The following is a 26,900-nucleotide window of genomic DNA, read 5'->3' on the forward strand; positions in this document are numbered from 1 at the left end:
TTAAAATTAGTCAGAATTTCGTTTCATTGAGGATTAATTTATTCATCAGATAATCAAATGATATTCAATTTTACTATTTTAGTGAAAAAAACTGAAACTTAAAAAGCTTATTCTGTCAAGAAAAGAGAAATATAGTAATAAAAACCTTTATTTAACAACGTTTTAACCGGTATTTTTCTGATACAATAGTCGAGGATTTATGAAAAAAATGATGAAAACCGAAAGGCGTGTAGAATTTGATTAAGTCAGTTGTTTTTGACGTTGATGATACGATGTACGATCAACAACAGCCATTTAGAAATGCGGTAAAAAAAGTAGTGCCGCTTGTTTCAGATATAGATATGGGACCATTATATCTCCGGTTCCGTCATCACAGTGATGAAAATTTCCCTAAAGTGATGGCAGGAAAATGGACCTTGGAGTATATGCGTGCACATCGAATCAGCCAATCACTAAAAGACTTAGATTATCCACATATTACTGAAGAAGAAGGTCTTTATTTCCAACAAGTTTATGAAGAAGAATTAGATAATATCTGTCTTCATGAGGAAGTAAAGAAAACATTGGACTTCTTGACTGAAATGAATATCCCTCTCGGAATCATTACCAATGGTCCCACCGATCATCAAACCAAAAAATTGAATCAACTTCAATTAGCAAACTGGATTCCTTCACAGCATATGATCGTTTCGCAAGCAACAGGATTTCAGAAACCAGAAAAAGAGATTTTTCAACTTGCTGAAGAACGTTTCAATCTAACTGCAGAAGAAACTCTATATGTAGGCGATAACTACGACAATGACGTATTAGGTGCTAAAAGAGCTGGTTGGCAAGCGCTTTGGTTTAACCATCGTGAACGAAAAGTTGATGGTCCATTGAACTGTGACATCGAAATCACCTCATTTGATCAATTATTAGAAACGATGAAAGTAATTTTCAGCTAAAGCATCCATGCACAGCTCCTAGCAAAACAAATAACTAAAAAACTCTCGAAACATAATCTTGTTTCGAGAGTTTTTTATTATTGAGTCTTAAGATTTAATTATTTTTTGTTTCAAAATTTTTAGTCTTCCAGGTCTCCGACACTCAGAATCATCCGGATATCATCTTCCGTTAATTTGGTTAATTGGTCTTCATTTCCTTGGATGACTTTTTGGAATAACTCTCTTTTTTCTTGTTGTAACGAATCCATCCGCTCTTCAATCGTTCCTTCTGCAATCATGCGCCAAACTTCGACCACATTTTTTTGTCCGATACGGTGCGCACGTCCTGCCGCTTGTTCTTCAATGGCTGGATTCCACCATAAATCATACAGAATTACCGTGTCTGCTCCCGTTAAGTTGAGTCCGGTTCCGCCAGCTTTCAATGAAATCAAAAAGACATCTCGTTCTCCTTCATTGAATGCATCTACCATCGTTAAACGATCTTGCGGTTTGGTGCTTCCTCTTAAGTAAAAAGTAGAAATTCCTAATTCTGCTAGTTCTTCTTGTAAGATGGTCAACATACCTGTAAATTGAGAAAACAACAGAACCCGCCGATTGTTTTCTTTGGCTGCGACCAGTAGATCTTTGACTTGTTCTAGCTTTCCTGAGCCACCTTCATAATCCTCCAAGAATAATCTTGGATCACAGCAAATTTGGCGTAATCGTGTCAAACCAGCTAGAATACCGATACGATTCTTTTTAAAAGCTTCTGAGTCCATAGTAGAAATCTCTTCTCGCATCTGACGTAAATAAGCCAAGTACACGGTTTTTTGCTCTTCTGTCAATGCAGAATAAAGATTCATCTCGGTTTTTTCTGGCAGGTCGCTTAACACGGTTTGCTTATCCCTTCGTAACACAAACGGACGAATCATTCGGGCAATTTCTTCAGGTGCCAGCTCTCTAAAGCGGGTCTTATTCGGGAAAAATCCCGGCATAATCGTTGCAAAGAGCGACCATAGTTCTTCCAAATTATTCTCAATTGGCGTCCCGCTTAAGGCAAAACGTTGCGGTACGCTTAATTCTCGTAGCGCTTGAGCTGTTTTGGTACTACTATTTTTAACCATCTGAGCCTCATCAAGGATCAAATAATTAATCGCATGTTTTTGATAATCTGCTAAATCTTGTCTTAAACTAGCATAAGAAGTGACTCTGATATCTGCCTTACGAGCTAATAGTTCTTCTCGTTCCTTTTTATTCCCGTTGATTACTTGGATGCTCAAAGAAGGAGCAAATTTTTTCACTTCTGCTTGCCAGTTATAGATCAAACTAGCAGGAGCGACGATCAAAGCAGAGAGTTCGCCTTTTTCTTCTTTTTCTGAAAGCAAATAGGCAATTGTCTGAAGGGTTTTTCCTAGACCCATTTCATCTGCTAAAATTCCGCCAAACTGGTAATTTCCCAGCATTTTCAACCATCGAAATCCTTGTTTTTGGTAATCACGCAATTCAGCTTGTAGACCTGCTGGCAAAGATACTTGATATTGTTCAGGTTGTATTAGATCTTGGATCATTTTTTGATAGGAGTCACCAAAAGTTGCTGAACTTCCTGCTAACTTATCTTGAATGATCAATCCTTGGTTTTTAGGCACATGGATCGTTCCAGATTCTGAACGGATCGATTCACGGAATTGTTGCAAGATTTGACTTGTTTGCTGAAACTCTTCGGAATCAAAGGACAATACTTGCCCATTTTCTAACGTATAGAAAGCATCATTTCGCAACAAACTTTGTAAGACCTGATTGATTTCTTGTTCCTCAATCCCAGTCACATCAAAACGAATATCTAACCATGAACTGGTTTCTTCCACTTCGATCTTCGGTTGATGTCGATGTGCATCTAAATACAATTCCCGAAGTTTTTTCCCAAGGCGGACCTCACCAAACTGACGAAAAACGGCTAACTCCGTACGGAAAAAAGTATACAACTCTTCTCCTGTCGGTAATAAACGTTCATAGCCTGTATCATTTCGTTGGTAGCGATACATTTTGAACAAGTCTAATACGCGTTGTTCTTGGGCTTTGTCTCTTAATACTTCAGAAGCATTTTCAGCAATAACTTCATGTTTTTTATCTGTTGAAAAAACGACTTCATCATAGACAAAATCAACACGAGCCTGGATCTTGCCTTTCGATTTTCTAAAGAAGAAAATAAATTCTACTGGCACGTCAGCAACTTCTGCTTTCACTTCATCCGCTATGCTCACTTGACCAATTTCAGATAGCAATGGAATGATTTCTTTGAATAATGAGGATAGTTCTTGCTTAAGAAACAATACTTCTGGTTTCTCAAATCTTCTCATAAGCTGTTTCCAAGTTAAATAGACTGCTTGTTGACGTTTTGTTAATGAATAAAAAGTTCCTTGGATCATTCCCCATTGATAATGAGTAAAGAACAACTCAAAGTCATTCAGTGCGCTTAATTGATAGGCCTCTTCTTTTTTTGTTACCTCAAATTCTAAGGAAGGCTCATTATCAGAAAATCGAACCCCTTGATAATTCACTTCTCCGATCTTCATTTGGAGTTTTGTCGTTTGGTTCATTTGTTCTAACAATGTTTTTGCTTGTTCGATCGGTAATAACAAATAACGTTTATCTAATTTCCCTTTAACTTGTAGGCCGTTTGCACCTAAAAGAAGTTGCGTTTGGGCACACTCAGCTAACGTTTTTAAGATTACTTGATCTTCTCCTTGAAAAGCTCGTTGATCTAGATGGAACTGGTATTGTTTATTCACAGTGTAACGTTCATTTTCCATATAGGAATGTAAAAAATCAAAAATGTTTTTAACGATATACGTTTTCTTTGGCTGATCTAAATAGCCAATCCGCAAATAAACGGCTAAAATAGCTAATTCCGGATGATAATGATTGGTCTCAATCGTTTCTACTTGATATTCCACAATCAATGGTTGCGTCCGTGGTGAATTTTTTTTGACAGTTAGTCTTGAAAAACCTTTCGTTAAAATTTCACCTTCGCTACTTTTTTTGACTGGTTCTAACGCAGGTTGATCTGCCTTGATTATTCGTGAAAGATTCTTAGAGCGCAAGTACAGTTCGACTGCCACTGTATGCTTACAATAATGATGTTCTTCCCAATAAGGGCATTGGCAGAAATCGACTTCTTTGGCTGTCCCATCTAAATCGACCATATACAATTCACTGCCTAAGACTTCCGCATGCCAAACTTTTTCTTCTTGGTCAGGGACAACCGATAATACCCGTCCTTCTTGCAGATATTGACGTCCTCTTGCAATGACTTTTTCTGGAATGCTCCATTTCATCAGTTAATCCCCCTCTTATCCAAGATGATAGCGTACTTTACTTTGTCCGCTACCTTCTGTTTCGATTCTGATTTGTTGTACTACTCGTTCTTTTAATTCTCTCACATGGCTGATGATCCCGATCATACGACCTTCACTTTCAATTGTTTCTAATGCTTCAATCGCCATTTCAAGTGCTTCTTCATCTAACGATCCAAATCCTTCATCAATGAATAACGCTTCGATCAACACACCACCGGCTTGTGTCTGGATCACTTCAGCTAAAGCCAACGCTAAGGATAAAGCTGCAATAAAACTTTCGCCACCAGATAGCGTATGAGCCCCACGTGTCAGACCTGCTTCATCATCATAGATATTGATCTCCAACCCTGTTTTCCCACGGTAACTTCCCACTTCATCTGCAAGCTCAAATTGGTAACGATTTTTCGTCAGACGTTGCAATCGCACATTTGCCACTTGTAGTACTTCTTGTAAATACACTTGTAGTACGTATCTTTCCAAGCTGGTTTTTCTAGGGTTTTCCCCATTCATCGTTTGCGATAATTGTTGTAGTTGGATCAATTCATCTAATTGTTCTTGACTCGCTTGATAAATCGAAGAAAATTCTTCGATGATTTGCTGATTCTGCTGTTCTTGCTCTTGCAAGTGATAACAATGTTCCTGTTGTGTTTGAACCGCAGCTTTTAGCTCATCTAGTTGTTGCTCCAATTGTTCTAAATCAGGAAGTGTTTCAGCTAAAGCAACATGGTTCAACTGGCTTAAGCGGTCTTCAACGATTAATCGTTCTTTCTCATATGCGTTGACCAGTTGACTCTTCTCTTGGTATTCAACTGTTTGTTTAGCAAATGCCAATACCTCATCTGCTTCTTTAAAGTAAGCTTGCTCTTTTATTTTTGCTGAAATTTGCTCTTGGATACGCTGAATTTTATTTTCAATTTTTGCCTGTTGCTCATGAATATTAGCCATTTGCGCTTTTAACAAACTGATTTCTTGAGAAAAACGAAGTTCTTTTGTTTTTTCTTCTGCTAACCATTGGGCTTTCATCGCAACATTTTCTTCTAATTGGTTGACATCCTCAATCAAAGTCTGAGTATTTTGTCCTTCTAACTGTTTCGTCAAGGTAACAAGCTCCCCTTGTACTTGTTGGAGCTCTTCTTTGTTTTGGCTGATTTGTTCGGTGATCTTCTTTCGCTGATCTTCGATAAGACTTAAACGTTCAGTTAGTGTTTGAGTAGCGATTTTTGCCTGTGTGATGGCCTCTGCACGCGAATCTAAATCATGCTGGATTTTTCCTAAGGATACAAGAGGATCATCTGCTATGGCAAATTTAAACGACTGCTGGATCAAATGTTGTAATCGTTCTTTGCTTTTTTGGATCTCTACTTGTTTTTCTGTTCCGAAGTTTTCCAAGTCAGCTATTTTTTGTTCTATTTGTGCTTTTTCTGCTTCACTACGCCCTATTTCTTGATTGATTTGTTCAAGGTTTGTTTCTGCCTCGGCTAAATTTGCTTCCAGTTGGACAAATTCTTCTTGATTAGGCAATACATGCTCATTTTGTTGTTTAGGATGATCCGTTGACCCACAAACTGGACAAGGTTGCCCCGGTAATAATAGCAATTGCAACTTCGCAATTTGTTGGCTTGCCCATTGACTCTTTAAAAGATCAACTTGATTATTTTGTTTGCTTAACATTACTTGTTGAGCTTGGAGTTTTGTAATCAGTTCGGACAACTTGGTTTGATTCATCTTTAACTGTTCTGTATTCTGGTTATTTTCTGTAAGGATAGTTTGGTACTTTTCTTGCTCATGCCGAAGTTGTTCGTAACACAATTGATCACTGTGCAAGCGATCTTGGTCAAGCAGCAGTTCTGCTAGTCTTTGTTCTTCTTCTTTTAACTGGACTTGTTCTTGAAGAATTTTTTGTTCTTTTTCTTCTGCTTTTTTCTTAGCCTTTTGTAATTCTTCGCTTTCATTTTGCTTTTTTTGCCATTCTTCCGCAATTGGGATTAATGACTTCATGACTTGTAATCGATTCGCTGCATGTTCCATTTCTTGTTGGGCATTTTTTCTTTCAGGTTCATCTTTATGCCACTGTGCATACGCTTGTTCTTGTTGCACGAATGTTTCAGAACAAGTCTGTTCTTTATCAATCAGTTCTGCTTGTTCTTTCTGGTATTCTTGACTTCGTGTCAACGTATCGACAAGTCGTTCAGCAAATTCATAATGAGTGATCCATTGTTTTATTTCATTGATTTCACTTTCTTGCTGGATCAATTCTGCATGTTTTTGCTCTAATTTTTGCTTTTCTTCCTGACGTGTTTGCAATGTTTGCGAATGATAATAGGTATCTTCTAATTGCTTTTGTTGTTCTTGTAAATGAACCAGTTTATTTTTTTCTTGGAGAAGTCTTTCTTGTAATGTTGTTTGCTCTGCCTGCCAATAAGTGAATAACGCATCGAAACTTAAGGTTTCAGGAACCGTTCCTGTGTCCAAAGGGATAAACCGTTTTTGCAGCAAACTCAATTCTTGCTCAAGATGATCTAAATTTTTTTGATGTTCTTTGGCTTTTTCTTTCAATTGTTCATTAAGTTGTTGGAAAAACTGCGTGCCAAACAAATTACGTAAGACAATTTCTTTCTCACTACTTGATGAAATTAAAAAATTACGAAATTCTCCTTGAGGTAGTAAAACGATCTGAGAAAACTGTTTCGCATCCAGATTCATTAATTCTTTGATTAATTGATCCACTTCACTACGTTTCGTGTATTGGCGCATTTCTTTGCCCGCTTCATCAAAGATCGTCAAAGAAACTTTTGCTGCTTGCTTTCGATTGCCTTCACCTTTACGTTTGGCCAAGAATTGTTCTGGCTTACGTTCAATCTCATAATTCAGCCGCTGATGCTCAAATGAAAAAAAGACACACGTTTCTTCTTCAGGCGTAGCAAAAAGAGACCGCATTTCTTTACCAGTCCTGATTCTGCCAGAAGTTTCACCAAACAATGCATAAGTCATTCCATCAAAAAGAGTCGTTTTTCCTGCACCTGTTTTTCCAGTAATCAAAAATAGTGGTGCTTCGGTCAATTTCGCAAAATCAATTGTCTCGTCAATAAAAGGACCAAAATTTTTTAGTCGTAATTTCTTGGGTTTCATTACTGATCATTCCTGTCCGTGAGTTCTTGTAGCGTTTCTTTTAACCAGATTTCCTGCTTGTTCGTCAACTGTTCCTTGGTCATTTCTTTGAAAAAGCCTTGTGCGATCTTATGTGGATCCTTTGTCATCATCTTTTTTTGTTTTCCCTGTTTCAGTTCTACTCGACCGTTTGAACGTTCCACACCAAGTATCCGTGGATAGATTTTTCTTAATTGATTCATCATGTTAGGGATAATCGTTCGATCTTCCAAATAAATTTGGAGATAATTTTCACGATTGATCGTCTGATAAAAATCTGGATTCAACAGCTCTTTAAAACTTGCTGTTATTTCTTCAATATCATATAACGGGGTCAGTTCTCGAAAATTCAAAGAGACGTCCTCTTCTAAATCTACGATCCAAACACCTTTTTTTTGATTGATTTCTGACAATGAAAATTTTAAAGGCGACCCACTGTAACGGGCATTTTTTTGATTCAATGCTGCTTGATTGTGGAGGTGTCCTAATGCGACATAATCAAATGGTTCAAGTAAATCTCCTGGAACAGCATCTAATCCGCCTACTTCAATTTTGGTTTCTGAATCTGATTTCATACTCCCGGTCACAAAAAAGTGACTCACTAACACTTGTTTTTTCGTTGAGTCAAACTGCGTTTTCATTTTCTCAATGACTTTTTCCATTGCTTGTTGAATGGTGCGTATTTGCTCATCTTCAAAATATATCCTCGCTGAGATTGGTTCAAAATAAGGCAAAAGGAAAAATTGCGTATCATTGAATATGATTGGTTGAAAGGCTTCTGCCAATCTAGTTTGTAAATAATAATCGGACTGACTGAACCAAGGTGTTCCTGTCGAAAGTCGAATACCGCTATCATGATTTCCGGATATCGCAAAAATCGGAAATCCTTCCCTTAGATTCCATTCGACCATCAATTGATTGAACACTTCAATGGCATCCACAGACGGAACACTTCGATCATAAAGATCTCCCGCAATCACGATTGCATCAACATTTTCTTCTTTTGCAATTGCTAAGATCTGGGTTAAAACATGCTCTTGTTCCTTGATTCGATCGTATCCTTGTAGTTTTTTTCCAATATGCCAATCAGCTGTATGTAAAAAACGCATCTCATCACCTCAAAAAATGTCCTTCTAATTATTATAACACTTCCCCTCATTACATGATACCTAGGATCATTACGGACTAAAACAAATAGGCAATGAAAAAAAGTTGCTGATTCCGTATAAACATAGATAGGCCCATGCTTAGAAAGAATCACAACTTTTATCATTACCTTGCACTTTGATTTTTATTGAAAAAGAATCATTTACTTTTTATTTTTGATTTCATATTTAAAGTCAGGATTGACTTCTTTGTCTAGTTGATCGAAAGCGGCTTGTGTTCTACGTTCGATTTCTGCCATTCCTTCTTTGTCTGTTTTTTTGATATCAGACAAATCGATTGGTTCACCAAAACGTACAACCACCCGTTTTCGCTTGAATAAGTCACCCAAAGTTAATGGTCCTTGGTAGACAGCAGGAACGATTTTTGCTTTTGACATTTTAGAAATCAATGCCATTCCGCCTTTTAATTCCGTTGCATGTCTTGTTCCACTTGGGAACATGATCAAACCTAAATGAGTAGATTTTAAAATTTTAACTGGCGTTTTGATGACACTAGGTCCTGGATTTTCTCTTTTTACTGGAAACGCATGGGCATGTGTCAAAATAAAGCGTAATACTGGATTTTTGAATAATTCTTCTTTTGCCATAAAGCTAAATTCTTTAGGCGAAGCTGCTACAGCAAGATATAAAGGATCCCACCAAGTTCGATGTGGCGCTACCAAAATATAATTCTCATCTTGTGGTAAAACTTCTTTATTTTCATATCGGGCATTGCCGTTGATCACTGCTAAGATCACTCGGACTAGCCCTCTCATAAATCGATAGAACATAGTCTCTTCCTTTCTAGGTGTATGGTCATAGTATGCCTAAATTTAGGAAACTTTACAAGCTACCTTGGTTCTTTTTTATAAAAATAGTATAATACAATCAATTAGTTTTTTCATTTTGGAGGGAACCCATGCTTCACGAAGATGAACGGATCGATCAATTATATGCAAATGATATTAAAATCATTCAAAGTCCTCACGTTTTTTCTTTTTCACTAGATGCTGTTTTGCTTGCTCATTTTGCACGTGTACCGAAAAAAGGACAAATCGTTGACCTCTGTGCAGGGAATGGTGCAGTCGGTCTTTTTTTGAGCAAACGAACGAATGCGTTGATTGATGGAATCGAAATTCAACCACGTTTAGCGGATATGGCAAGACGTAGTATCCAATTAAACGAGCTAACACACCAAATGACCATCCATACGCTTGATTTAAAAGAAAGTTTATCCGTTGTTCGTCATAATTCATGTGATTTAGTCGTCTGTAATCCCCCTTATTTTAAGGGATTACCAACCAATAAAAAAAATCCGAATGAGCATTTAGCGATTGCTCGACATGAAATCCATACTACCCTTGAAGATGTGATCCAAATTTCTAGTAAATTATTAAAAACCAATGGACGCTTTGCAATGGTCCATCGCCCAGACCGCTTTTTAGAAATTATTCAGTTACTAGAAAAACACCGTATCGCCCCTAAAAAAATTCAATTCGTTTATCCAAAAATGGGGAAAGAGGCAAATATTTTGTTGATCGAAGGAATCAAAGAAGGCAAATTAGATGGCTTTAAAGTTGCTTCACCGTTGATCACATACATGCCTGATGGTAGCTATACAAATGAAATCCGAGAAATTCTTTATGGCCAGTGAGCATTATTTTTATGTCTTAGCTTGTAAAGATGGCACGTTTTACGGTGGCTATACGACGGATCTTTCAAGAAGATTAGCAGAACACAATCATGGGACAGGAGCTAAATATACCCGATTACAAAAAAGGCGCCCCGTCAAAATGATCCATGCTGAGGTGTTTGCAACTAGGAGTGACGCAACAAAAGCCGAAGCAGCCTTTAAAAAACTCACGCGCTCTCAAAAAGAACGGTATTTAAAGACACAGCCCTCTCACATGTTGCCAGAACAATAATTTGGGTCAATATTACTGGGCATGTTGCCAGAACAATAATTTGGGGCAATATTACTGGGGCTGAATCGACCTTTTAAGGGAATGTATGAGAACTAAACAAAAACACAAAAATTAGTTTTTTGGCTGTTGATTGTTACCTACTTCAAACAATTGAAAAGACATCTTGAGATCCTTTCAAATGAGTTCAGCACTTATTGATAGAGGAAAATCGGCTCTATAATTTATGGGACTGATGATGTATCGAGGTTGCTTACGAAAGCTTCCAGAAGAATCCCCATATAAAGACAATCAAACGTGTAGCTTACGGATTTAAATCATTTGAGAACATGAATATTAGGATCTTTTTGAGCGATCAATTAATTAACGTGAAATAACAAAAAATCCGAGTCAGAATAAGGTTCATTCTGACCCGGATTTGATTTTATACCACTCATCGGTTCTTATTGACAAAGAATTAAAATAATGTTGAGGCGTTTTATGGATTTGATGATTTTTACATAAAGTTACAACCAAAAATCAAAAATTATTAGCAGTTATGAGTTTAAAACGATACTTTGTGAAAATATCGGCAGCATTTAAAGGTAACGTGATAAATTGAAATAGGAAGTATGGTGTCAAATTAATTTAAGGAGGTGAAGAATAATGAAAAAAGTGATACTAAAAGGCTTAATTTTAACTACATACATGGTAATGACGTGTTCAATGATTATTATAGGTGAAGTTGCTTTTGCCAGTGAAAACACTATGGCTGGTACTGAAGAAGTTATAGCCGAACCCACTAATAATATACAGTATGACATGTCAGGATTAATGATACATAGTAGCGCTAGCACGCTTAATTTTTCTGAGTATGTTTATATGCAAAACAAACCATATGGATCAAGTCGTTGGATTCCAAGCTTGACAAAAATTTGGCAAGTTAAATATAAAGACGGAAAAAAATACCAAGGCTATGTGAAGTGGACGGGTAAGTATAAAAACGGCACGCATATTGGTGCATATTATCAATACACTGGCGTATTAACTTTATAGGAAAGATAAAGTTATGATTCTTGTATAAACGAAAGGTGACAGTATATTGAAATTAAAAACGATTCGTTCTATTAGAATAGTCAAAGTAATACAGTTCTTACTTAGTTTTTCTTCTGTCTACTTACTAATAAAAGGATCTAAGTATGTATTTTTAATACCATTATTATTTGGTTTTCTCTTGGAACTAATACTTCCAAAAGAATATGGTGGTGGACTAGTTAAAAATAAAAAGAATGTATTTATAAATTCAGAAAAAATTTGGATTGAACCACTGATTGAAATTATACTTTTGATTTTATTTATTATTTTTTCAACTATTAATTGACCTAGGAAGAAGAAGATGTTTCATCTCAAAGATTCTATCTTATTCTTCTCCTTATTAAAAAAACTTCCATAAGCGCTGGATGATCGCTTTCGAGCGAAACTTCAAAACCTTCTTTCTTATGAAGAAGGAATTACCAATGCACTGATTTACCCTTACTCTAATGGAAAAATAGAAGCAAAGAATCCCCACATAAAGACAGTCAAATGTGTAGCTTACGGACTTAAATCATTTGAGAACATGAATATTAGGATCTTTTTGAGCAATCAATTAATTAACGTGAAATAACAAAAAATCCGTGTCAGAATGAGGTTTATTCTGACCCGGATTTAATTTTATACCACTCATCAGTCCTTATTGACAAAGAGCCGGAAAATCAAGATGTCTTATCTCTTATTCAACTATTCCGTACTACCATTTCCATTAGCAGAACTAGCTACACTACCACTATTAGTATTCGTATCATTTTGGGTTGATTCACTTGAAACAGTTTTCTTCGTTTTATCTTTCCCTAATAAAGTTTCGCTTACTAAATGGATATAGTGTTTCATTCCTTCTGGATTTGGATGTACTTGGTCATCATAAAACCAATCATTGTGGCTATTACTATAATCATACCAGTCGATCAATGTAAGATTATCGTATTTTTTAGCCATTTGTGCTAACAAGGCATTCACATCGTTTTGCCAACGTTTTGTAGGAACGCGGACATTTACCCAGTAAACTTTACGATCTCCTAAGGCACTCATGATGCTATCAAATTGCGATTCAGAAAAGGCTCCATTTGTTCCTAAGCCAATCAAAACCGTATCTTTCAATAAGTTTTGTTTTTTCAGTTCTTCAATATATGGCTCACTCGCATATAATTGTCGACCAACGTCTCCATCAACAACAACTTTAGGATATAACTCCTTCAAATCAGTCGCTGCATCTAACATGACTGAGTCCCCAAATGCTGTCAATTCTAATTTCTGCGCTTTCTTTCCTTGTTTAGCTGTTAGCCCATATTTATCAAGAACTGCTTGATCAACGGTGTTGGAATTATTATCTTCATTTTTCTGGCTTTCCTCCGCCAATCTTTTACTTTCAGCAATTTGTGCTTGTAATTTTTTTTGATCCGCAGTCACTGAATTCTTAGGTGCTGTAACAAAACCAACAAGAGCGATCAACACCATCAATGTTCCCGGAATGACCCAAGGTTTTTGCTTGCTGATAATCGGCTTAGTGAACCAGCCTTTGACTACTTGAATCGTTTGTCCATAATCGAATCGTGCCAAAGGACGTTCAATGTAGCGATAAGAAAGTTCGCTAATGATCAGGATCAATGAAATCTCGATCAATGTATGAAGCAAAACATGATCCGCAATATTCGCAACTTTTGCTTCATAAAAAATCATGACTGGAAATTGATACAGATAGATGCCGTAACTTCGTTTACCGATCCAAGAAAACACGGGATTGGTTAACCATTTGTTCACACTTGCGCCTGGATGCGCTGTTACCGCAACTAAAACGACACAGAAGAGACTAACTAACAGCATGCCCCCATAATAGACAAAACTATAATGATCATCTAACAAGAAAAAGAAGAGGATCAATGCGATCAGTGAAATCAATCCGGCTAGATTCAACACCCGTTTTGCTTGCTTTGGAATATTTTTTTTCAATCGGGTACTTGGCCAGACAAAAGCCAAAGCACTTCCTAACCAAATTGAAAACAATCGCGTATCTGTTCCATAATATACTCGAGTTGGATCGCCGCCTGGCGTAAACAGGATCATCATGAGGATCGCAGAAATAAGTGATCCTCCTAAGACTGTATAAACGATCCACTTCTTTTTACGTACAAAAACCATTAACAAAACAAAAAGAATGGGCCAAACTAAGTAGTTTTGACCTTCCACCGCCAATGACCAAATATGGGTAAACGGTGATTCATTGGCAAATCGATCAAAATAAGACAAACCATTTTTTATTTGCCACCAGTTGTTGACATACAATAAACTACTAACGACTGTTCCTCGTAAGTTATTCAATAACCCTCGTTGAAATAACGTAATATAAGCAGATGCAGTGATTAGTAAAAACACTAATCCTGGATATAACCTTTTCATTCGTCGGACATAAAACTGCCAAATATTGATTTTGCCATTTTGTTCCCATTCTTGCCGTAGTAAATCAGTGATCAAATAGCCTGATACAACAAAAAATATCGGGACGCCCAAATAACCACCCTTCAAACTTGTAGGGAGCAAATGGTACAAAATCACTCCTACTACTGCCAAAGAACGAATACCGTCAAAACCAGTAATGTAGCGACTATTTTTTAACCTTTTTTGTTTTTCCATTCAATATTCCAACTTTTCATAAACTTTTTTCATTTGTAATATACGTGTATTGTACAAAAATAGCAAGAAAAATTCATATGATTTTCGCTATCATTTCTATCTTCCCATAAAACTTTGAAAAAAAGAATAACTTTTTCCGCAACTTTAATAAAAATTCAACTATGAACAACATATAACTAAAAATAACCTTGAAGTCTCAGTAAGATTACATCTAACTGAAAGAATCACTTTACTAAGATCGTTACGACAAATTTAGCAAAATGAAGGGTGAAAATCTCAAAACAGGATAAACTGTTTGAAGATTCTCACCCTCCAGATACAAATCAAGCTACACAATGCCCAACTTTATCAAACGATTTGTAGAATAAAGTTGTTTCCAGCCACACTGATCGATTCATTTATTTGGATATGTCACTTTTTCTGTCAATAAGTTGCACTTGCACTAAACGCCCTCTTCATAAAACCGACCAAGAATTTGGACATTTTCGGCGATACTGACAAACGCTTGTGGATCAGAAGCTTTCATCGCTTCTCTTAACAAAGGCAACTCATAGCGTGTAACGATCGTCATCAACACCGTTTGTTTATCGTGCTTGTAAGCTCCTTCTGCCTCATTGATGATCGTGATTCCACGACGCATACAGTTTTGAATTTCATTGACTACTCGTTCGGGATGCTTCGTTACGATCATCACTTGCATTTTCTTTTGTTTCGTATACATCACGTCGGTTACTTTTCCACTGACAAAGATCGAAAGTGCGCTATAAAACATGTATTGCCAGCCAAAAAGGATACCAGCTACGAAAACAATCAATGCATTGAAGTAAATCGAAATTGAACCAATCGATTTTCCTGTCTTTTTACGAATAGTGATACTGACGATATCCAAACCACCTGAGGATAAGCCATTTCTTAAGGCTAACCCGATCCCTAACCCCATCACAGCACCCCCAAAAATCGCGCAGATGATTGGATCAGTTGAAAGAACCGTTAGAGGAAGGATATGGATACAAAGTGACGTCAATGTCACGGTGATAAATGTAAAAATCGTAAACTTCTTACCGATCTTCACCCAAGCAAGAACAAATAAAGGAATATTCAATAAGTATAAAGTCGTTGAGACGGGTACTTCGAATCCAATCAACGATTTAGATAAAGTAGTCAGTATTTGTGCCAAGCCAGTGATTCCGCTTGAATAAATATGTCCTGGTTGATAAAAAAAGTTTAGTGCTACTGATGCAATCAATGCATAAACGATAGATACCGAAAGCTTGGTCGTATAATCATGATGCGCCCAATTTTCGAAAGTTTTTTTCATTGCTTTGTATTTCCGGTTACGATTTCGTAATTTTCATATGAATTCGTATGAAGAGACAATCATTGGCTGGAAGTCAATTTCTCTCTTTTCCCGGAATTTCCTTTCTTAATTTTAATTTGGATAGTGAGTAAAGATACGTAGTATATAATGAAAGAACGAACGATTACGTTCAGTGACTACTCTATAATGATCCATCATTACACTAACCAAAAAGAAGGATTCATTCTTCGCCTATCGCATCACTAAACGTAGCATCCATTGAAAATATGGGTTAAAACTCAACTGACATTATACGCTATGGCTTAATTATAAATCGTTTTGGAATTAAATCAAGACAACATAAACAAGTACGAGAGTCTTTTTACACCTAGTCCAGACTCCCGTACTTATTATTTATAAAACGATCAATGGAATTGAGTTACTAGTCTTTTGTTCAATACGAATAAACTTAGTCCATGCTGGTTACATCAATATTCAAGTCAAATAATTGGGCATCTGATACCGTACTTGGTGCATCACTCATGACATCCGCTGCTCTACCATTTTTAGGGAAAGCAATAACTTCACGAATGTTTTCTTCACCAGCAAGTAACATCACAAAACGGTCCAAGCCAAGAGCAATACCGCCATGTGGTGGGAACCCATAATCCAATGCAGTTAATAGGAAACCAAATTGTTCCTCCATTTGTTCCTTCGTAAAGCCTAAAGTTTCTAAGACTTTTTCTTGGATTTCACGAGTATGGATCCGGATTGAACCACCGCCTAGCTCATAGCCATTCAATACGATATCATATGCTTCTGCATAGACACTAGCTGGATCTGTACTCAAGCGTTCAAGATCTTCTTCTTTTGGCATCGTAAATGGATGATGAGCGGATACGTAGCGTCCTTCTTCTGCAGAATATTCAAATTGTGGCCATTCTGTGATCCACAAGAAATTGAATTTTGATTCATCAATTAAGCCTAATTCTTTTCCTAAGCGTGTACGGATTGCACCTAGTGTTGCAGCTACGATTTCTTTTGTATCCGCACCAAATAATAAAATGTCTCCAACTTCAGCGTTTGTCGCTTGAACGATTGCTTCTGTTGCATCTCCCATAAATTTAGCGATTGGACCTTTCAAGCCGTCCTCTTCTACTTTTAGCCAAGCTAATCCCTTCGCACCAAATTGGCTAGCGTATTGCCCAAGATTATCTAAATCTTTACGAGAGTAGTTGCTTGAAGCATTTTTAGCATTTAAAACTTTGACGACGCCACCTTTTTCAAGAGCCATTTGGAAGACTTTGAAATCAACATCTTTGACGATTTCACTTAAGTCGATCAACTCCATCTCAAAACGTGTATCTGGTTTATCACTACCGTAGCGATTCATTGCTTCGTCATACGTCATGCGAGGAAACGGTAAAGTAACGTCGATTCCACGAACATCTTTCATCACTTTCGCAATCAAGCCTTCGGTATAAGCTTGGATTTCTTCTGCCGTCAAGAATGTCGTTTCAATATCTACTTGAGTAAATTCTGGCTGACGATCACCACGAAGATCTTCGTCACGAAAACAACGAACGATTTGGTAGTAACGATCAAACCCTGCGTTCATCAATAATTGTTTAAACAACTGCGGTGATTGAGGTAAAGCATAAAAGTGCCCTGGGTAAACACGCGAAGGAACAAGATAGTCACGAGCCCCTTCTGGCGTTGATTTTCCTAAATAAGGTGTTTCGATATCCATGAAATCATTATCATCTAAATAATGACGGATTGCTTTCGTTGTTTCATTTCTCATTTTGATATTTTTCGTCATTTTTGGACGACGCAAATCTAAATAACGATATTTCATACGGATCTCGTCTCCGACTGTTTGATCGTCTTCAATCAAAAACGGTGGTGTTTTTGCTTTGTTCAAGATAACAATTTCGTTTGCGAATACTTCATATTCACCAGTGACCATTTTAGGGTTGATGGCTAGCTCTTCACGTTTACGAACCACACCAGTGATTTCAATCACGTATTCACTCCGACATTTATCCGCGATTTCCCATGCTTCTTTATTGACTTCAGGATTGAAAACGATTTGGACGATTCCTTCTCGGTCACGTAAATCAATAAAGATTACTCCCCCTAGGTCTCTTCGCTTTTGTACCCACCCTTTTAATGTAACAGTTTGATCTAGTTCTTTTGCTGAAATCAAACCGCAATAAGTTGTTCTTTGTGCCATTTTTCTTTTTCCTCCTACTCGAATAAAGTCATTTCATCATAGACTTCATCAAAATGTTCATAAACTTCTGTTAAACTAAAGCTTTTTTCTTTTCTATTAGCCATTGATTTGACTGTGACGGTTTGGTTTTCCAGCTCATCTCCGCCAATAACTAACACTAACTTAGCATTCGCTTTATCAGCCGTTTTGAATTGTGCTTTTGCTTTACGATCCATAAAATCACGATCAGCTGAAAACCCAAAATTGCGGATCGTTTGCACCAGTTTCAATGCTTCGATATTCGTTTCTTCACCTAAAGCCACGACATAAGCATCTAATTCATTAAATGCCGGAATCACGACTTCTTCTGCTTCCATTGTTAACAGCAAGCGTTCAATCCCCATCGCAAAACCAAAACCGGGTGTTTGAGGTCCGCCTAGTTCTTCAACCAGATTATCGTAACGTCCACCTGCACAAATCGTCGCTTGTGCGCCCATCTTTGGTGCATCACTCATAATCTCAAAGATTGTATGTGTATAGTAATCCAACCCTCGAACCATCGTGCTATCGATTTCGTAAGGTATATTAAGTGCATCCAACATAGCAACGACCATATCAAAATGTTTTTGCGCTGTTTCGCTTAAGAAATCTAAAATCGATGGTGCATCAGCAACAAACTTTTGATCTCGTTTGTCTTTACTATCTAACACCCGCAACGGATTCTCATGCAAACGACGTTGTGAATCTTCACTCAACTCTTTTTCAAATGGTGAAAGATAGTCGATCAATGCTTGACGATATGCTTGACGCGTTTCTTTATCTCCTAGCGAGTTGATCACTAATCGAATTTGAGTGATTCCTAATTGTTTGAAGAAATCAAGGGCCATAACCATGCTTTCCACGTCAGTTGCTGGATTGTCAGAACCAAAAGCTTCTACTCCGATTTGATGGAATTGACGTAAACGACCTTTTTGAGGGCGTTCATAACGAAACATTGGTCCCATATAAAATGTTTTATAAGGTTTTGCATATTCTGGTCCAAATAATTTATGTTCCACAAAAGAACGAACGATCGGTGCTGTTCCTTCTGGACGTAAAGTGATGTGGCGTTCCCCTTTGTCATAGAAATCATACATTTCTTTTGACACGATATCCGTTGTATCCCCTACACTTCGAGAAATGACTTCATAGTGTTCAAAAATAGGCGTGCGGATTTCATTGTATTGATAATCTCTAAACAATAAACGCGCTGTTTCTTCCACGAACTGCCATTTTTCTGACTCACCAGGTAAAATATCATTTGTTCCTTTTGGTCTTTGGAAACTCATTTTTTTCTCCCCTTTACTTTTCTATGTAAAAAAAAAATCCACCCTTATTCATTACGAACAAGGGTGAATGACTAATTCATACACGGTACCACCTATTTTTGAAAGATTGCTCTTTCCTCTAACGATTAACGCTCGTACACGGGACGGCTTTTCACTCGTCCATCTCCAGAGTGTCTTTTAGAACCTAAAACTTTAGATCATTTTCAGCCTTGATGATCCTCTCTTGTAAAGCTTCAGAAACTTACTCGCTCTTTCATTGATATTTTCAATATTACCTATAACCTACTAAAAACAAGGCGTAAAGTCAAGAAAAATCTGTAAATCAACTGAGAATTAATAAGGTGCTAACCGACTAGCTGAATGAAACATCTCTTTAATTACTAGCATCCTTCATTCCAGCACACGCTCATTTTTTCAGAGCTAACTTCTTCTGTCACGACCTTCTCTGTATTTTTCTAAAAATCTTTAAAGAGTTGATCAATGGTATGGTAATCAGTGGACGATAAATGAATATCTAATGCACGAGCATTATCTCTAACTTGTTCCGGTTTTTTTGCTCCAGGTATCACGACAGAAATCCGTGGATTTTTCATATACCAAGCTAAAACGAGTTGAGCAATACTAGCTTGATTGTTTTTCGCAATCGGTGCAAGTTGTTCGACAGCCTGAATGATTTTTTCAAACCTCTCTCCTTGAAAATCCGGATTCTTCTTACGAGGGTCATCTGACGCCATACTTTTAAGACTATTTAAGTGATATTTTCCCGTTAACAAGCCGGAAGCAAGTGGAAAATAAGGGACGAAACTAATGTTATGTTGTTCAAGATAAGGCCAACGTTCTTTTTCAGCTTCACGATGGATCAAACTAAATTTATCTTCAACAACATCAACATAGCCATCTTGATTTGCTTCTTTCAGTTGAGTCATTGAAAAATTAGAGACTCCGATTGCACGGATCTTCCCTGCTTCTTTTAGTTTGTGCAACGCAGCGACTGCTTCATTTTTTGGCGTTTCTTTATCTGGAAAATGGATATAAAAAATATCAATATAATCAGTTTGTAAACGTCGGAGTGCTTCTTCTACAGAACGGGTCAAAAATTCTGGTGAATTATTGAATACCCCTTTTTGTCCAGGAACATGGGCAGCTTTAGTGGCAATGATCACCCGTGAACGATCAAATTCATTTTCTTGCAAGACTTCACCGATCAGTTCTTCTGAACGTCCATTTCCATAAGCATAAGCAGTATCAATTAAATTGATGCCGTTTTGCAAAGCGGTTCGTACAACTTCTTTCCCAGTTTCATCTTTTAAGTTAGCAAAGAGATTATGACCACCAATCGCATTCGCTCCTAAGCCAAGTTGTTCAGCGTAAACTTGTGAATGTCCAATTCTTATTTCTGCCATTCGCAATTCCTCCTTTTTTCTTTAGTCTAAAACAAAAAGAAAAAAAGCTAAACTAAAAGAACTTTTGAAACAAGAGGTTGTGAAAGCAACGGGAAGCTCCGATGATAATAAGAAAGAATTTTTTAAAACAGCTTCTCATGTTTTGAAAAATTCAGGCTTATCTCAAGGAGCTGATGCTTGAACACCGTTTACTTGCTTTAGAATAAAAAATAAAGCCCCCCAAAAGTTAGTTTTTTTAGTCTAACTTTTTTTGGGGGGCGCTACAGAATGAGATTTATATTTCAGACTTTTTATTTTCTACGCACTATTCTTTATATAAGAGTACACGACTATTAGGATAAGTTGGAAATTGATTACTAGGGATCGTCCAATCTTGTTCAGGTACTGAAAATTCATAATGGTTGACTAATTGGTCAGAAAAGACCCGTAAACTGTGTAAAGTGATCCATTCTCCTGCACAGCGATGCATTTGTCGAAAGTCTCCTCCACCTTGAGCAAGCATCTCATATTCCTCTTCGTAAGAAAGATCTTTTGCTTTCCCTAAATAACGTTTGATCATGAATGAATCTGGCGCATCGATTGTACGCTCATCATGATTCGTCCCGTATAGATCCAAAATAACCCAACTATCTTTAGGAATAAGATAGCCGTCAACTGACACATCTTTTAAAGCAATGGCTGGCAACATTGGGAAAAATGGATAGTAACGACGCATTTCCTGAATAAACGGATCTTGAAGTTCTGTAAAGTCATTTTTTAACTGCTGTTTTAAGTCTGGTCGACTGAATAAAGCATGTCCCATCAAAGCTGCCCAGACTGTCAATGCTACAGTTGGTCGAATAATATTGAGCAATTCCACCGCAGCCACTTCGATTGGCAACAAATTACCATCAAGATCAGTTGCTTGGGCAAAAGCATATAAAGCGACATCTTCTTTACCTGGAACAGGGTTTGCTCGTGCATCCTCAATCAACCTTTGAGCCCATTGTTCAGATTTTTTACGATTTTCAACCCCTTTGATATGATCGATTGGCGACGTAAATGTCTCACTGATCATAGAAATTTGGTAATCAGCGAACTGATTGATTTCTTCATCGGTCAATTCTGCTAAGTTGATTCCTGACCATTCACAAATCGAAGTAAATAGTACTTGTTTACTTAAATCAAATAATTCAAATTGTCCATGTTGTTCGTTTAACGCTTGAGACAAATTTTTTTCTAAAATTTGATGGTACGTATCCATTCTTTCCGGTGTCATCAAATCCATAAAAATCGATTTGCGATGATGGTGTTGGGCACCGTCTAGTGTTTGAACACCATCTTTCCCAAACAACGTTTTTAATACTAATTTAGGCATTGCTCCTTTTCGTTTGAAATTCCTTGGATCATAAAAAATTTGAGCGGCTTCTTTTCCATAGATCACAATCGCTTCTTTATTGAAGATTTTTGCTTTCACTACTGGCGCATTTGCCTCTTTACGTAATTCCTCTAACAAGTGATAACCTTGCTCATATCGTTTTTTAATCTCGGTTATCTTTATATCGACTACTGGTACCTCTTTCATCTTTTATCTCCTCCAATAGAACACTTCATCTATTATTAGCTTATCTTTTTTTTAGATAGCTGACAAAAAAAGTGTTCTAAAACCAAAAAGACCAAATGGACTCGATTTTAGAACTATTTCTCCTCTAAAATCACTCTTTTTTCCTTAAAAAATAGGTTCCCCCATCTGTATGACACTTTTCGAGTAGGCACACAAAAAACCGAACACTCAAAGATTCATCGCTTGTGCGAATCTCTGAGGATCGGTTAAAGAAATTGACGAGTCCTGCTCATCTTATTTCAATCAATTATGAATATACTAGCATCTCTTATTTATTTTGAGAATCAATAATGATAGTAACCGGACCGTCATTGATCAAAGATACTGCCATGTCAGCTCCAAATTGGCCGGTTGCTACGGTAATCCCTCTATTTCTAATCCCTTCATTAAAAGCCTCGTATAGTGGAATAGCTGTTTCGGGACGAGCTGCTGAGATGAAACTTGGACGATTTCCTTTTTTAGTATCTGCAAACAGCGTAAATTGGGACACACTCAAAATTTGTCCTTCGACATCTTCTACACTACGGTTCATTTTTCCTTGTTCATCTTCAAAAATACGCATTTGTGCAATTTTTTTTACTAAATAATCAACATCATCTTGCGTATCTTTTTCATGAATACCTAGTAAAATAACCAGCCCTTGATCGATCTTCCCAACTTCTTGTTGATCGATCGTCACTGAAGCTTTACTTACTCGTTGGACAACAGCTCTCACGTGTTTTCCTCCTAACCATTGGTTCGTCGCACGCTATACACATCTGGTACAGCTTTGATTTTATCCACGATGCTCTTTAGGTGAGCAAGATTTTGGATCCCTACTGTTAAATGGATCGTTGCCATTTTGTCTTTGTTGGTTCTCGCTTCCACGCTGTTTAAGTTTTTAGTCATGGTATTTACCGTTTGTAAGACATCATTTAACATGCCGGAACGATTATAACCATAAATTTCCAGATCAGCATCATATTCTTTTCTGGTATTCGAGGTATCTTCCCATTCAACTTCAATCAGGCGTTCGGCTACATTCGGCTTGTCTACTTGGACATTCGGACAGTCTCTTCGGTGAATTGAGATTCCTCTTCCTTTAGTGATATAACCCACGATATCATCTCCAGGGATCGGGTTACAGCAACGACTGATCCGAATCAACAAGTTATCGACACCTTGAATCACGACACCACCTTCATGGCGAACCTTCATTTTTTCCGGTTCTTTTTTCGGTTGGTTCATGATTTCTTCAGCTTCTTGTTTTTGTTGCTCGATCTTTTGTTCTTTTCTTTCTTTTTCAGTCAAACGGTTCGCCATCGTCAATGCACTAACTTCACCATAACCCACAGCTGCATACATATCATCTTCCGTTTGATAATTCAGCTTTTCTAAAGCATCTTGCAGCTTACTTTTTGCTAAAATTTCTTTTGGTGCAAAGCCTAGATCGATGATACATTTTGTGATTGCTTCATGTCCTTTGATGATATTTTCTTCTCTGTCTTGCGCTTTGAAGAAACGTTTGATTTTATTACGAGCTTTACTCGTAGCAACTAATTTCAACCAATCTCGACTTGGACCAAACGAATTAGGTGAAGTCAAAATCTCAATAATGTCTCCATTTTTCAACTTATAATCTAATTGAACCATTTTGCCGTTGATTTTGGCACCCGTTGTTTTATTTCCAATGTCAGTATGGATACTATAAGCAAAATCTAAAGGTCCAGAACCTTTTGGCAGTTCTGTCACGTCCCCTTTAGGAGTGAAAACATAGACCTTATCACTAAAGATATCTCCTTTGACACCTTCCATAAATTCTGAAGCATCATAACTTTCATCTTGCAGTTCAATGATTTCGTGGAACCAGCTTAATTGTTTCGTGATACCATCTGGTTCGACCTTATCATTTTTACCTTCTTTGTATGCCCAATGTGCAGCCACCCCGAACTCGGCGATTTCGTGCATTTCTTGAGTTCGTATCTGGATCTCTACCGGATTTCCAGCTGGTCCAATGACTGTTGTATGCAAGGATTGATACATATTTGCTTTAGGCATAGCAATATAATCTTTAAACCGCCCTGGCATTGGTTTCCATTTGGTATGGATTGCTCCTAAAACAGCATAACAATCCTTGATAGAGTCAACGATTACCCGTATTGCAAGTAAATCATAGATTTCATTGAATTGTTTCTTTTGGTCTTTCATTTTCCGATAAATAGAATAAATGTGTTTAGGACGTCCATAGATTTCTGCATAAATATCTAGTTCTTCTGTTGCTAGACGAATATCTTCGACTGTGGCGTTGACATATTTTTCTCGTTCTTCTCGTTTCGTTTGCATCAAATGCACGATTCGATAATATTGTTTAGGATTGAGATAGCGAAGTGCGGTATCTTCTAATTCCCATTTGATTCGACTGATCCCCAAGCGATGAGCTAATGGTGCATAAATTTCTAAAGTTTCTTGGGCGATTCGACGTTGTTTATCTTCACGAAGATGTTTTAGCGTACGCATGTTATGTAGTCGATCAGCTAATTTCACCATAATTACACGTAAATCTTGCGCCATAGCTAATAACATCTTTCGATGATTTTCTGCTAATTGTTCTTCATGTGATTTGTATTTAATTTTCCCTAGTTTCGTTACACCGTCAACTAACATCGCAACGTCTGGACCAAATTCTTCTTTCAAATCATCCAAAGTAACGTCGGTGTCTTCTACAACATCATGCAAAAAACCAGTTGCAACAGTATGGGGGTCCATTCTTAAATCAGCTAAGATCCCAGCAACTTGGATAGGATGGATAATGTATGGTTCGCCTGATTTACGAAACTGGCCATCGTGAGCAGCCGTTGCATAATCGCAAGCTTTTTGAACAAATGCTACATGATCAGGTCCCATGTATTGGCTAACCAATTTAATCACTCCAGGACCTGTCAATAATTCTTCTTTTGGCATGGAACATCCCCCTTTCAAAGGTTACGAACAACAGCTGTTGCTCCGAATAATATTAAAAACCATTCTTCTTTTTTATAACATAACTAGAAACAAACTCATGCACACCATTCATTTGATGTCATCCGTTGTTTACAATAAAATAATTGTTTTTATTATACAGATTGTTCGGAATTTTTTCAATTTTTCCTGATTTTATTCAGTTATTATCAGTGAGTGAGCTCCCACTGATAACTTGCCGCACTTAAAAGATAAAGAGGTGCCGTCTCCGTACGTAAAATCCGTGGTCCTAATCCACATAAGATTCCACCTTTTGCAACAAAGGCTTCAACTTCTTCAGGAGCAAGACCTCCTTCAGGACCAAAAATGGCTAAAATCCGACTACCATCAGTGAGTTCTTGGAATACCTTAGCTAAATTGGCTAGTTCTCCTTGTTTTGCTGACTCTTCATAAGCAATCAACAACACATCATAAGCAGATAGTCGATCAAAAAGAGCTTGCTGACTTTCCAATAATTCCACTTGGGGCGCAATCTGTCTATGAGATTGTTCAGCTGCTTCTTGAGCAATTTTGTTCAAACGTTCTTGACGTTTGTTTCTTTTTTTCGCATCCCATTTTACAATAGATGTTTTAGCTGGAAAGCCAATAAATCCATGCGCACCTAATTCTGTTCCTTTTTGAACGATCCAGTCTAGTTTATCCCCTTTTGGATAACCACTGGCAATCGTGATGTTATTGGGTAATTCCTTTTGGCTTTTTTCTTTTTCAAGCTCGCTCAAATAAACGGTATCTTCACTGATTTCTGTGATTTCCGCACGAATCGATACTTGATCGTTGAATGCTAAATAGACTTGATCTTTTGGCGCCATGCGCATGACCCGTACGATATGATAAAATGCCTCTCCCGAAAGTTCGAAGCGTGTATTTGGTTGATACGCCTCTTCTAAAAAGTAACGTTGCATTTATTCCACCTCAGGCTTTTTCAAGATAATTGCATACCAATCTTTTTGTTGGAAAATTTGATCAACGACAAAGCCCTGTTCTTTCATGGCGTCAATGACCATTTGTTTTTTTTCTTCAATGATACCAGATACGATCAGGCGCCCCGTTTGTTTTAATAAGCGCCAAGCATCAGGGATCATCAACAAAATAATATCTGCTAAGATGTTCGCCACGATAACATCACTTTCGATTGTGATGCCGTTCAATAAATCATTAGCAGCTACGTGAACATCTTTGGCTACTTCATTCATATCCATATTTTCTTTCGCTGCACGAACAGCCACTTCATCCAGATCATAGGCATAAACATCTTTGGCTCCTAAGTATTTTGCTGCGATACTTAAGACGCCAGAACCAGTTCCTACATCTAAAAGTGTTTCTCCGCCACGCAATACCGTTTCTAATGCTTGCAATGTTAAAGAGGTAGTTGGATGTGTCCCTGTTCCAAATGCCATTCCAGGATCTAATGTAATGATCTTTTCTAATGGATCACTTGTTTGATACGCTTCCCAACTAGGCACGATCGTTAACATTCTGGTGATCCGTACTGGGTGATAATACTTTTTCCAAGCAGTTGCCCAGTTGCTTTCTTCCACTTCACTAACGGTGATGATATTTTTACCGATCGCCAAGCCAAATTCTGGGAGTTGGGCTACACGGTCTTTGATAAAAGGCAAAATCTCTGGTAAAAAAATCGTTTCAGGGAAATAAGCCATCACCAGTGCGCCTTCTGTTAATGAAGTAAAATCTTCTTTATTCAAGATTTCCCCATATTGATCAGACTTGAAATTTTCAACGTCTAAAGCATCTTCAATCGCAACACCGCTTGCTCCTGCTTCCATTAGTATATTAGCCACAGCTTCCACTGCTTCACTGGCGGTTTCAACTTTTACTTCATTCCATTTCATGACATTCAC

General features: G+C 37.4%; 19 protein-coding genes and 2 pseudogenes. 7 read left to right on the plus strand and 14 right to left on the minus strand.

Annotation, left to right across the window (positions count from 1 at the left end; all coding sequences use genetic code 11):
* Positions 1 to 236: 236 nt before the first annotated feature.
* Entirely contained in the window at positions 237 to 944 is a 708-nt protein-coding gene (locus tag AB3H93_RS08660) for an HAD family hydrolase (RefSeq protein ID WP_010720866.1), read from the plus strand.
* Positions 945 to 1,063: 119 nt separating this feature from the next.
* Here the strand turns inward: AB3H93_RS08660 and AB3H93_RS08665 are convergent, their stop codons facing one another.
* The 4 genes from AB3H93_RS08665 to AB3H93_RS08680 form a co-directional block, all read right to left on the minus strand.
* Positions 1,064 to 4,258: a DEAD/DEAH box helicase gene (locus tag AB3H93_RS08665; protein WP_178287205.1), complete on the minus strand. Its 3,195-nt coding sequence runs from the start codon at positions 4,256 to 4,258 to the stop codon at positions 1,064 to 1,066.
* 15 nt (positions 4,259 to 4,273) lie between these two features.
* Positions 4,274 to 7,408, minus strand: a complete 3,135-nt coding sequence (locus tag AB3H93_RS08670; protein ID WP_368020444.1) for an SbcC/MukB-like Walker B domain-containing protein — start codon at positions 7,406 to 7,408, stop codon at positions 4,274 to 4,276.
* Positions 7,408 to 8,535, minus strand: a complete 1,128-nt coding sequence (locus AB3H93_RS08675) for an exonuclease SbcCD subunit D (RefSeq protein ID WP_368020445.1) — start codon at positions 8,533 to 8,535, stop codon at positions 7,408 to 7,410. Before AB3H93_RS08675 ends, AB3H93_RS08670 begins: the two co-directional genes overlap by 1 nt.
* A 200-nt stretch (positions 8,536 to 8,735) precedes the next feature.
* Positions 8,736 to 9,362 carry a 1-acyl-sn-glycerol-3-phosphate acyltransferase gene (locus tag AB3H93_RS08680; RefSeq protein WP_010720870.1) on the minus strand — a complete coding sequence of 209 codons (627 nt, stop codon included), beginning with the start codon at positions 9,360 to 9,362 and terminating at the stop codon, positions 8,736 to 8,738.
* Positions 9,363 to 9,490: 128 nt separating this feature from the next.
* Here AB3H93_RS08680 and AB3H93_RS08685 point away from each other — a divergent pair, with 128 nt between their 5' ends.
* From AB3H93_RS08685 to AB3H93_RS08710, 6 genes and pseudogenes are all read left to right on the plus strand, one after another.
* On the plus strand, positions 9,491 to 10,225 hold the full coding sequence (locus tag AB3H93_RS08685; protein WP_010720871.1) for a tRNA1(Val) (adenine(37)-N6)-methyltransferase: 735 nt from the start codon (positions 9,491 to 9,493) through the stop codon (positions 10,223 to 10,225).
* Positions 10,215 to 10,496 (plus strand): GIY-YIG nuclease family protein, encoded by a 282-nt coding sequence (locus tag AB3H93_RS08690; RefSeq protein WP_123875011.1) that lies wholly within the window; start codon positions 10,215 to 10,217, stop codon positions 10,494 to 10,496. Before AB3H93_RS08685 ends, AB3H93_RS08690 begins: the two co-directional genes overlap by 11 nt.
* A gap of 266 nt (positions 10,497 to 10,762) precedes the next feature.
* Positions 10,763 to 10,870 (plus strand): annotated as a pseudogene (locus AB3H93_RS08695) (transposase); the annotation flags it as partial.
* A 268-nt stretch (positions 10,871 to 11,138) separates the two neighbouring features.
* The gene (locus tag AB3H93_RS08700; RefSeq protein WP_181915117.1) at positions 11,139 to 11,528 is read left to right on the plus strand and encodes a hypothetical protein; all 390 of its coding nucleotides are present in this window, start codon (positions 11,139 to 11,141) and stop codon (positions 11,526 to 11,528) included.
* A 46-nt stretch (positions 11,529 to 11,574) separates the two neighbouring features.
* Entirely contained in the window at positions 11,575 to 11,853 is a 279-nt protein-coding gene (locus AB3H93_RS08705) for a hypothetical protein (protein ID WP_081128426.1), read from the plus strand.
* A gap of 27 nt (positions 11,854 to 11,880) precedes the next feature.
* Positions 11,881 to 12,138, plus strand: a pseudogene (locus AB3H93_RS08710) (transposase); the annotation flags it as partial.
* 113 nt (positions 12,139 to 12,251) lie between these two features.
* Here the strand turns inward: AB3H93_RS08710 and AB3H93_RS08715 are convergent.
* The 10 genes from AB3H93_RS08715 to prmA all read right to left on the minus strand — a co-directional run bounded on the left by AB3H93_RS08715 (position 12,252) and on the right by prmA (position 26,891).
* Entirely contained in the window at positions 12,252 to 14,198 is a 1,947-nt protein-coding gene (locus tag AB3H93_RS08715; protein WP_010720873.1) for an acyltransferase family protein, read from the minus strand.
* 442 nt (positions 14,199 to 14,640) lie between these two features.
* Positions 14,641 to 15,516: a YitT family protein gene (locus AB3H93_RS08720; protein ID WP_010720874.1), complete on the minus strand. Its 876-nt coding sequence runs from the start codon at positions 15,514 to 15,516 to the stop codon at positions 14,641 to 14,643.
* A 448-nt stretch (positions 15,517 to 15,964) separates the two neighbouring features.
* Positions 15,965 to 17,731 (minus strand): aspartate--tRNA ligase, encoded by a 1,767-nt coding sequence (gene aspS, locus AB3H93_RS08725; RefSeq protein ID WP_081128424.1) that lies wholly within the window; start codon positions 17,729 to 17,731, stop codon positions 15,965 to 15,967.
* A 14-nt stretch (positions 17,732 to 17,745) separates the two neighbouring features.
* Positions 17,746 to 19,038 carry a histidine--tRNA ligase gene (gene hisS / locus AB3H93_RS08730; protein ID WP_010720876.1) on the minus strand — a complete coding sequence of 431 codons (1,293 nt, stop codon included), beginning with the start codon at positions 19,036 to 19,038 and terminating at the stop codon, positions 17,746 to 17,748.
* A 455-nt stretch (positions 19,039 to 19,493) separates the two neighbouring features.
* Complete coding sequence (locus tag AB3H93_RS08735) at positions 19,494 to 20,441, minus strand: aldo/keto reductase (RefSeq protein ID WP_063627543.1); 948 nt, start codon at positions 20,439 to 20,441, stop codon at positions 19,494 to 19,496.
* Positions 20,442 to 20,745: 304 nt separating this feature from the next.
* Positions 20,746 to 22,005, minus strand: coding sequence for a cytochrome P450 (locus AB3H93_RS08740; RefSeq protein WP_368020446.1), 1,260 nt, complete (start codon positions 22,003 to 22,005; stop codon positions 20,746 to 20,748).
* Positions 22,006 to 22,312: 307 nt separating this feature from the next.
* Entirely contained in the window at positions 22,313 to 22,759 is a 447-nt protein-coding gene (dtd, locus tag AB3H93_RS08745) for a D-aminoacyl-tRNA deacylase (protein WP_034699948.1), read from the minus strand.
* Between the two features lie 11 nt (positions 22,760 to 22,770).
* The gene (locus AB3H93_RS08750) at positions 22,771 to 24,984 is read right to left on the minus strand and encodes a bifunctional (p)ppGpp synthetase/guanosine-3',5'-bis(diphosphate) 3'-pyrophosphohydrolase (RefSeq protein WP_010720880.1); all 2,214 of its coding nucleotides are present in this window, start codon (positions 24,982 to 24,984) and stop codon (positions 22,771 to 22,773) included.
* Between the two features lie 206 nt (positions 24,985 to 25,190).
* Positions 25,191 to 25,943, minus strand: coding sequence for a 16S rRNA (uracil(1498)-N(3))-methyltransferase (locus tag AB3H93_RS08755; RefSeq protein ID WP_368020447.1), 753 nt, complete (start codon positions 25,941 to 25,943; stop codon positions 25,191 to 25,193).
* Positions 25,944 to 26,891: a 50S ribosomal protein L11 methyltransferase gene (prmA, locus tag AB3H93_RS08760; protein WP_010720882.1), complete on the minus strand. Its 948-nt coding sequence runs from the start codon at positions 26,889 to 26,891 to the stop codon at positions 25,944 to 25,946.
* Positions 26,892 to 26,900 lie beyond the last annotated feature (9 nt).

Origin of the sequence: Enterococcus sp. C74 (assembly GCF_040887125.1) — a bacterium.
Lineage (GTDB): Bacteria > Bacillota > Bacilli > Lactobacillales > Enterococcaceae > Enterococcus_B > Enterococcus_B hirae.

What these genes read in the sequence shown, in the direction of transcription:
- AB3H93_RS08665 (WP_178287205.1), bottom strand. Translation starts at nt 4,258, where the DNA reads ATGAAATGGAGCATTCCAGAAAAAGTCATTGCAAGAGGACGTCAATAT.
- AB3H93_RS08670 (WP_368020444.1), bottom strand. Translation starts at nt 7,408, where the DNA reads ATGAAACCCAAGAAATTACGACTAAAAAATTTTGGTCCTTTTATTGAC.
- AB3H93_RS08675 (WP_368020445.1), bottom strand. Translation starts at nt 8,535, where the DNA reads ATGCGTTTTTTACATACAGCTGATTGGCATATTGGAAAAAAACTACAA.
- AB3H93_RS08680 (WP_010720870.1), bottom strand. Translation starts at nt 9,362, where the DNA reads ATGTTCTATCGATTTATGAGAGGGCTAGTCCGAGTGATCTTAGCAGTG.
- AB3H93_RS08685 (WP_010720871.1), top strand. Translation starts at nt 9,491, where the DNA reads ATGCTTCACGAAGATGAACGGATCGATCAATTATATGCAAATGATATT.
- AB3H93_RS08690 (WP_123875011.1), top strand. Translation starts at nt 10,215, where the DNA reads ATGGCCAGTGAGCATTATTTTTATGTCTTAGCTTGTAAAGATGGCACG.
- AB3H93_RS08700 (WP_181915117.1), top strand. Translation starts at nt 11,139, where the DNA reads ATGAAAAAAGTGATACTAAAAGGCTTAATTTTAACTACATACATGGTA.
- AB3H93_RS08715 (WP_010720873.1), bottom strand. Translation starts at nt 14,198, where the DNA reads ATGGAAAAACAAAAAAGGTTAAAAAATAGTCGCTACATTACTGGTTTT.
- AB3H93_RS08720 (WP_010720874.1), bottom strand. Translation starts at nt 15,516, where the DNA reads ATGAAAAAAACTTTCGAAAATTGGGCGCATCATGATTATACGACCAAG.
- aspS (WP_081128424.1), bottom strand. Translation starts at nt 17,731, where the DNA reads ATGGCACAAAGAACAACTTATTGCGGTTTGATTTCAGCAAAAGAACTA.
- hisS (WP_010720876.1), bottom strand. Translation starts at nt 19,038, where the DNA reads ATGAGTTTCCAAAGACCAAAAGGAACAAATGATATTTTACCTGGTGAG.
- AB3H93_RS08735 (WP_063627543.1), bottom strand. Translation starts at nt 20,441, where the DNA reads ATGGCAGAAATAAGAATTGGACATTCACAAGTTTACGCTGAACAACTT.
- AB3H93_RS08740 (WP_368020446.1), bottom strand. Translation starts at nt 22,005, where the DNA reads ATGAAAGAGGTACCAGTAGTCGATATAAAGATAACCGAGATTAAAAAA.
- AB3H93_RS08750 (WP_010720880.1), bottom strand. Translation starts at nt 24,984, where the DNA reads ATGCCAAAAGAAGAATTATTGACAGGTCCTGGAGTGATTAAATTGGTT.
- AB3H93_RS08755 (WP_368020447.1), bottom strand. Translation starts at nt 25,943, where the DNA reads ATGCAACGTTACTTTTTAGAAGAGGCGTATCAACCAAATACACGCTTC.
- prmA (WP_010720882.1), bottom strand. Translation starts at nt 26,891, where the DNA reads ATGAAATGGAATGAAGTAAAAGTTGAAACCGCCAGTGAAGCAGTGGAA.